The organism is Paraburkholderia sp. LEh10 (assembly GCF_017814945.1).
Lineage (GTDB): Bacteria > Pseudomonadota > Gammaproteobacteria > Burkholderiales > Burkholderiaceae > Paraburkholderia.
Genome location: NZ_JAGIPX010000151.1, coordinates 1 through 5,962, shown reverse-complemented (window position 1 = coordinate 5,962; position 5,962 = coordinate 1). Strand labels below are relative to the sequence as shown.

The 5,962-nt window shown below is 58.4% G+C and carries 9 protein-coding genes; all 9 read left to right on the top strand.

Annotated elements, in window-relative coordinates; translation table 11 throughout:
• Window positions 1–720 precede the first annotated feature (720 nt).
• The 9 genes from J8I87_RS43125 to J8I87_RS43085 all read left to right on the top strand — a co-directional run bounded on the left by J8I87_RS43125 (window position 721) and on the right by J8I87_RS43085 (window position 5,800).
• Window positions 721–1,668, top strand: coding sequence for a hypothetical protein (locus J8I87_RS43125; RefSeq protein WP_209938709.1), 948 nt, complete (start codon window positions 721–723; stop codon window positions 1,666–1,668).
• A 70-nt stretch (window positions 1,669–1,738) separates the two neighbouring features.
• A complete protein-coding gene (locus J8I87_RS43120; protein WP_209938707.1) occupies window positions 1,739–2,074 on the top strand; it encodes a hypothetical protein in 336 nt (111 codons plus the stop codon).
• 453 nt (window positions 2,075–2,527) lie between these two features.
• Window positions 2,528–2,764, top strand: a complete 237-nt coding sequence (vapB, locus tag J8I87_RS43115) for a type II toxin-antitoxin system VapB family antitoxin (protein WP_209938706.1) — start codon at window positions 2,528–2,530, stop codon at window positions 2,762–2,764.
• Window positions 2,764–3,165, top strand: coding sequence for a type II toxin-antitoxin system VapC family toxin (locus J8I87_RS43110; RefSeq protein WP_209938704.1), 402 nt, complete (start codon window positions 2,764–2,766; stop codon window positions 3,163–3,165). Before vapB ends, J8I87_RS43110 begins: the two co-directional genes overlap by 1 nt.
• A gap of 153 nt (window positions 3,166–3,318) precedes the next feature.
• Window positions 3,319–3,669, top strand: coding sequence for a hypothetical protein (locus J8I87_RS43105; protein ID WP_209938703.1), 351 nt, complete (start codon window positions 3,319–3,321; stop codon window positions 3,667–3,669).
• Window positions 3,670–3,747: 78 nt separating this feature from the next.
• A complete protein-coding gene (locus tag J8I87_RS43100; RefSeq protein WP_313068262.1) occupies window positions 3,748–4,035 on the top strand; it encodes a hypothetical protein in 288 nt (95 codons plus the stop codon).
• Between the two features lie 12 nt (window positions 4,036–4,047).
• Window positions 4,048–4,269: a hypothetical protein gene (locus tag J8I87_RS43095; protein ID WP_209938702.1), complete on the top strand. Its 222-nt coding sequence runs from the start codon at window positions 4,048–4,050 to the stop codon at window positions 4,267–4,269.
• A 21-nt stretch (window positions 4,270–4,290) separates the two neighbouring features.
• Complete coding sequence (locus J8I87_RS43090; protein ID WP_209938701.1) at window positions 4,291–4,557, top strand: hypothetical protein; 267 nt, start codon at window positions 4,291–4,293, stop codon at window positions 4,555–4,557.
• Between the two features lie 538 nt (window positions 4,558–5,095).
• Entirely contained in the window at window positions 5,096–5,800 is a 705-nt protein-coding gene (locus tag J8I87_RS43085; protein ID WP_209938700.1) for a prohibitin family protein, read from the top strand.
• The last annotated feature ends 162 nt before the right edge of the window (window positions 5,801–5,962 follow it).

The following is a 5,962-nucleotide window of genomic DNA, read 5'->3' as shown; positions in this document are numbered from 1 at the left end:
TCTCGGAAAACGGGTGTCGGAATCCTCGTTTTACTCTAGGAGGCTTATCTCCGCGGCCCCTCCATAGTATCTAGGGCCGCACGTTTTTTTGTCCAGGGGGCCGTTTCGTTCGATTCGTGTGTCGGCCAAGTGGAGGGCGACAATCGTAGTGGCGCTTGACGCGTATATGAACGCCGCCCGGATTGCAAGGTAGCGTGGGTGACGCCCGACGGGTTTTGGATGCAACGAGAGACCGAAGTGCTTCCGGAGCGGTCGTTGCGCTGCTCCAAGGGCGAACGGCTGTTTAGGTTCGCGGCCGATCAGCAGTAAGTGAGGAAGCGGATCTCCCCGGGGAGACTGAGGCTCACTCTCGCGACCAATCAACTACTGATCTGCTTTTCTGTCCATTTTCACGGCTTTCAGATGGACATGTTGCTTCCGTGCAAATCGTTCATCTACAAGGCTCTTAGCATGTCCATTTTGGCTCAAACTTTCACGTAGAGACTTGTCGAGCGACAACATCTGGACGATGCTCGGCTGTCTGGCCGATCCGTCATCATCGCCTTTTCCGAGTCCGCTTGCGCCCGAGACGATAACAAGGCTCTCTGACATCTATCGTGCGGGTAACGGCGGGGTGTGCGGTGTGGTGGCGGGCGAGAATGGCGCGCGTGCAGCTTGCGGTAGCCGTTCGGCTGTGTTTTTTGCTTTGTGGCCGGCGAGCGCGATCGTTCGCTCGAGTCAATGGTCCGCGAGCCCGAGTACGCGTATATGTCCGGGCTGAACGATTTCCGGAACTATCTGCTCGCAACGCAGTGGGACCTCGACCGGCGCGAACTGGTGGGGCGCTCGCTGAGCGACAATGGCTATATCCGGGTTCAGCCTGATGTGCTGTCGTACAAGGAGCGGATCAACCTGCTGCGGTATCTGCTGACGCTCGACGCACTGGAAGTGGAGCGCGCCGAGCAGCACGATGCGGATCTCGCAAGCGGTCGCATCCCTGACACGCCTGAAAATCGAGAGTTATGCGAAATACAGTTTGAAATGATCACACCCGCACAGCTGGTGGCGATCGACTTCATGCTGTCGATGCATCACTACGCACTGCATGCGTTTCCCGCCGTCTCAGCCTGGTTCGAAGTCCATCGCCTCGGCCGACGCTACCGTGTTCCGCAGGTAGAGGCATGCCCGAAAGTCCCGATTTCGTTGCATGGCTGGTATCGGGTCGGCGGCTTTGATGCAGAAGCACCGACCGACGGACTGCGCGACTATGCGGCCGAGCAGTGGAATCCGTATCGGCATCCGGAACGGCTATCGGCGTATGCGCAGACGACGAGGGGCGAACGCACCGACTACTTCGAGGAGAGCGATCAACTCGACGTCGACGCTTCGCGAGCATGTGAGTTTGTAACGTGCTCCTTCGACTACGCGTGGTACGCCCGTGTCCAGGGTCATGCGGCAATCGAATCGGCGCGCTTCTGGCTAAACGAGACGATGCTGACTTTGCCTGCCGGCGCTTCACAGCGCTATCAGGACATGGCCACCCGCAGTCAGTATTTCGCGCGGCTTGCCGAGCGTCTGAATCTCACACCAGCCGAGCTGGACCGGCACCTCGTTCAGAACGCGATCAGCGATGCGCAAATGCGCGGCATTGAAGGGCAGCAGATGCATCTCTTTCCGTTGGCCGCGTAAGCGGTCTTGTTTATCACCCATGCGGGGGCGGCCCGCATGGGCTGCTCCGCGCTTCTACTGGAGCACGTTTATGCAACGTGAATCACACGTCAGCCGAATGCCCATGTCGCAACTCAATGCGCACGTCGATGACGGCCTATTGATACGCGTCGGCATACCCCATAGAGGCGGCAAGCTGGCGTTTCATGCCTTCAATGAAGACTTCGCCGGTATGGTGTCCGCGTCCGCTTTCTGGAACCCGAAGACGGGACGCTTTCGCATTCCTGAACAGCGCGGGCTTTACCGCAATGAAGCTGTTCCAGTCGAAAGGCAGGCAAGCAGGGATTGCCGGGGTCTATCCGTGGACGATGGAACAGTTCGTCGAACTCGCCTCGCTTTCCGGCGCGGCATGGGTCTCGCAACCTGACCTTTGCTGTGAGCCGGAGCTGGCCGTCGATCAGCAGGCGATCGACTATCGGATGAACGCGACGGCGACGCTGCTCGAAGGCATGCTTCGCGTCGTGTATGCGTGGCAGGAGCAGCTGGCCCGGACAATGAATGCGAATGACTGCCTCCGGTCACCCGGTGGGTCGGGCCGCGAGGCCTACCCCTATCCCGATCACGGACTCGGATGTTCAGGCGCGGCACCGCTCCGGGTTTTCCGAGGAAAGCCGACAATTCGGGGCTCGCGGACCGGCTTTTGCGCTCGTGGAGGCAAACACCCTCGTAACAGTGGCCCAAGGCGCGCTTGTTCCGAGGCATGACCGCGCACGATCCGCTCAAGGCATGGAGTGTAGTCGCTGCCCATGTACATACGCATATTTACATGGAGCGAGAGATAGTCTATAGTACATCCATAGTACACACAGCAGGAACCGCTATGCATACCACCCGCGTTTTCAGGAATGGCAACTCGCAAGCCGTTCGAATTCCGGCCGATCTTGCTTACGACCGGAGCGATGTCGAGGTCGAAATTGAGCGCGTAGGCGATGAGATCCGGATCCGTCCGGCGCGTCGTCCGCTGGCGGGAGTGCTCAAGAAGTTCGCGAAATTCGGGCCGGATTTCATGGCTGAAGGGCGCGGCGAGCAAGAGCAGGCTGAGCGCGAGGGATTGTGATGCCGCGCTTTATGCTCGACACGAACATGTGCATCTACCTGATGAAGAATCAGCCTGAAGAAGTCGCGAAGCGATTTGCGCAGTGCTACGTCGGGGATGTAGTTATGTCCGCAGTCACCTACGCTGAACTTGAATACGGCGTCGCAGTGTCTGCGAACCGAACTCGCGAGCGCCGCAATCTCGCCGCCCTAATCGAAGATATTCCTGTGGCCGCGTTCGACGCTGCCGCAGCAACGGCCTACGGGCCTGTGCGCGAAGCGACGCGCGAGCGCAAGAAGGATGCTCTTGACAAGCTGATCGCCGCACACGCGATTGCGCTGGACGTTATTCTCGTTACCAACAACGAGCGCGACTTTGCCAGCTATCCCGGTATCAGGCTCGAAAACTGGCTCAACAAGTAGGGAAACAGGAAAGGGGCTGCGCGAACGTCGACGGCGACGGATACACAGTTAACGGAGATCTTTGGACGGAATCGGCTGAACAACGATCTCTTGCGGAGCGGTGTTGAGGTCGCCACGCCGGTCCGCGATCGGGGTGTCGACCTGATTGCGTACGTGGACATCGACGAGCAGATTGGGAAGTTCACAGCCGTTCCGATACAGATCAAAGCGGCGACGCAGCGCTCGTTCTCGATCGACCGGAAGTATGCCAAATTCCCCGACCTCCTTTTGGCGTACGTGTGGGGTATCGGGCAATCGGAGACGGCTACCATCTACGCGCTGACCTACCGCGAGTCACTGGGCGTTGGCGAGTCGATGGGCTGGCTGCAAACCGACTCGTGGGTTGAAGGTGGCCGACATACGACCACCGCGCCGAGTGAGAGGCTCATAGACCGACTGGCACGATACGAAGTTCAGCCGGGAACATGGAAGGGCCGAATTGCCTCTGCGTTGCGCCGCGAGTGATACCGAGGACAACGGGGAATACGGAATCAGGGGAATTTGATGGGGCAAGCAAAGCAGCGTGGCACGAAGTAGCAGCGGATCGCACAAGCGAAGGCAAAGACTGATGCGTTGCGCCCGGAGAAGCTGGTGTGTGGTGCTTGCAAAACGGCATTCACCGACTTTGACGCTATCGACACGCGAAACATGCGGGGCATTCGTGCTGCATTTGGCGGCATCTGCCCGTCATGCAGTGAAACCGTGCTCGCGTTCAGCGGCGAAAAGGATGCCGTTGCAGACGCGATGATCGCCTGGCAGGATGCGATGGGGAGTGAGGGCAAGCTTGGAATGCAGTCGCGCGCCGGCCAGCACATTCCCTTCGAAGAGTAGGAAAGCATGCACATGCGTGAACATCTCCAAGCGGTCGCGAAAGAATACAATGACGCGATCGATAAGGGCAAGGTTCGAGAGCTTCGCAAGCTGGCCGAGCGCAGCCATGACATTGTGTGGCAAGCGATCAAAGAGATTGAGTCCACGCCTGTCACTGACCCGCAACTACTCGATGACGCGACGGGTTTGTTCATGGACATTCGCTGGGGCCAAGGAACCACGAAGTTTGTATAGGAAAGCGCGACGGAGGTAGGAATGGCGAGTCACCTGCTCTCTCAGTTCCCGAAGGATGAGCAAGACGACTTCTCGGCCGTATGCCAGAAGTACGGTCGCGCCGTCAGCGAATTCGAAGTGGTCGACGACGAGAACCAATATCCGGGCGGGGACCGAGTCGGGCCGATTGGCCGGCAAGTGACCGTGGCGCTGCGCGGAAAGTCATCCGTGGCTTTATACGACGGCGGCCACGGAAGCGCCTGGATCGCCGACTTCGAGAACGACCTGGAGTCGGGATCGTTCGATTGAGCAAATTGAGCGGAAAACGGGGAGAACGCCGTCAAATGGGTCATTACATTCAAGATCGGGCCGGACGTCCTGCTCGCTGCCGAGATACTGAGCCCGGCATGGGGCCGCGAGTATCGACAGGACCGTACGGTTGCGCCAGCTGGTCGAGTCGAACCGTCGTCCTGGAGGGTGGCCAGCGCGGTCTCCGAGGGCGAGTGCGATCCGTGCGAGGCCAATTCCGGCCAGATAAAGCTGCTGTAGAGGAAAAGACAACTGGAACGCAAGTGCCGCTCGCCGACCGTTTGCTGTTCGCCTCCCCGTGAAGGCCGGTCGTTAAAGCTGATTCAGGAGTTGATTGGAGTTTTCAGCTTGTCTGCCATTAACAGATTGATAGAGGCTGATCCGGTTCGGGAGCAGGGTGATCTAATGACACGAAATCCGGGACATTGCTAGCCAGGTTGCACAACAGCGCGGGGATCAGCGTGAGCGCAATAAAATGTCTGTTGCTGAACAACGTTTCCAATAATTCAGAATAGAGAAAACAACAATGAGCGTACAGGTGAATCTGCCAGCTAGACCTCGCGCTTTCGGTCTCGCTGTGATCGTTCTTCTTCTTTTCGCGCTGATTGCCGGCGGTTTTGTGACTGTCGGCCCCGGGCAAAGGGGCGTGCTTATGACATGGGGCGCCGTCGAACCAGGCGTACTTGACCCGTGCCTCCATTTGAAGGTCCCGTTCGCGCAGTCGGTTGCCAAAATGGACGTTCAGGTGCAAAACTCCCAGGATGCGGAGACGGCGGCGAGCCTTGATCTGCAGGCTGTGACCACGACGGTGGCGACGAACTGGCACATCCTGCCGGCCGACGCAGAGTGGGTCTATCAGCGCATTGGCAACGAATCCGCTCTAGTCCTCAAGATCATTAAGCCGGCGATCAGCAACTCCGTGAAAGCAGTGACCGCCCACTACAATGCGGAGGATTTGATCACTCACCGCGATCAGGTGCGTGGACAAATCGAGGCGCAAATCACCGCCGAACTCAAACCATATCGGCTGGTGGTGGATTCTGTGAACATCACTGACTTTCACTTCAGCACGCAGTTCTCACAGGCGATCGAGCAGAAGCAGGTAGCCCAGCAGCGTGCACAGCAGGCGCAATACGAGTTGCAGAAAGCCAGGGTCCTTGCTGATCAGAAGATAGTCGAGGCAAACGCGCAGGCCGAAGCGCAAAAACTACTTCAGCAGACGATCACACCCGAGATCATTTAGCAGCAGGCAGTAGCAAAGTGGGATGGCCATTTGCCGGAAGTACTGGGGAGTAGCGGAGTCCTGCCAATGCTCGGAAATCTTGGCATAACTCAGTGAGGTAAGCCACCGGCTCTGCCGGTGGACTCACCAAGGTTTGAGGAGCGGCCGACAAGGCTGCCGATT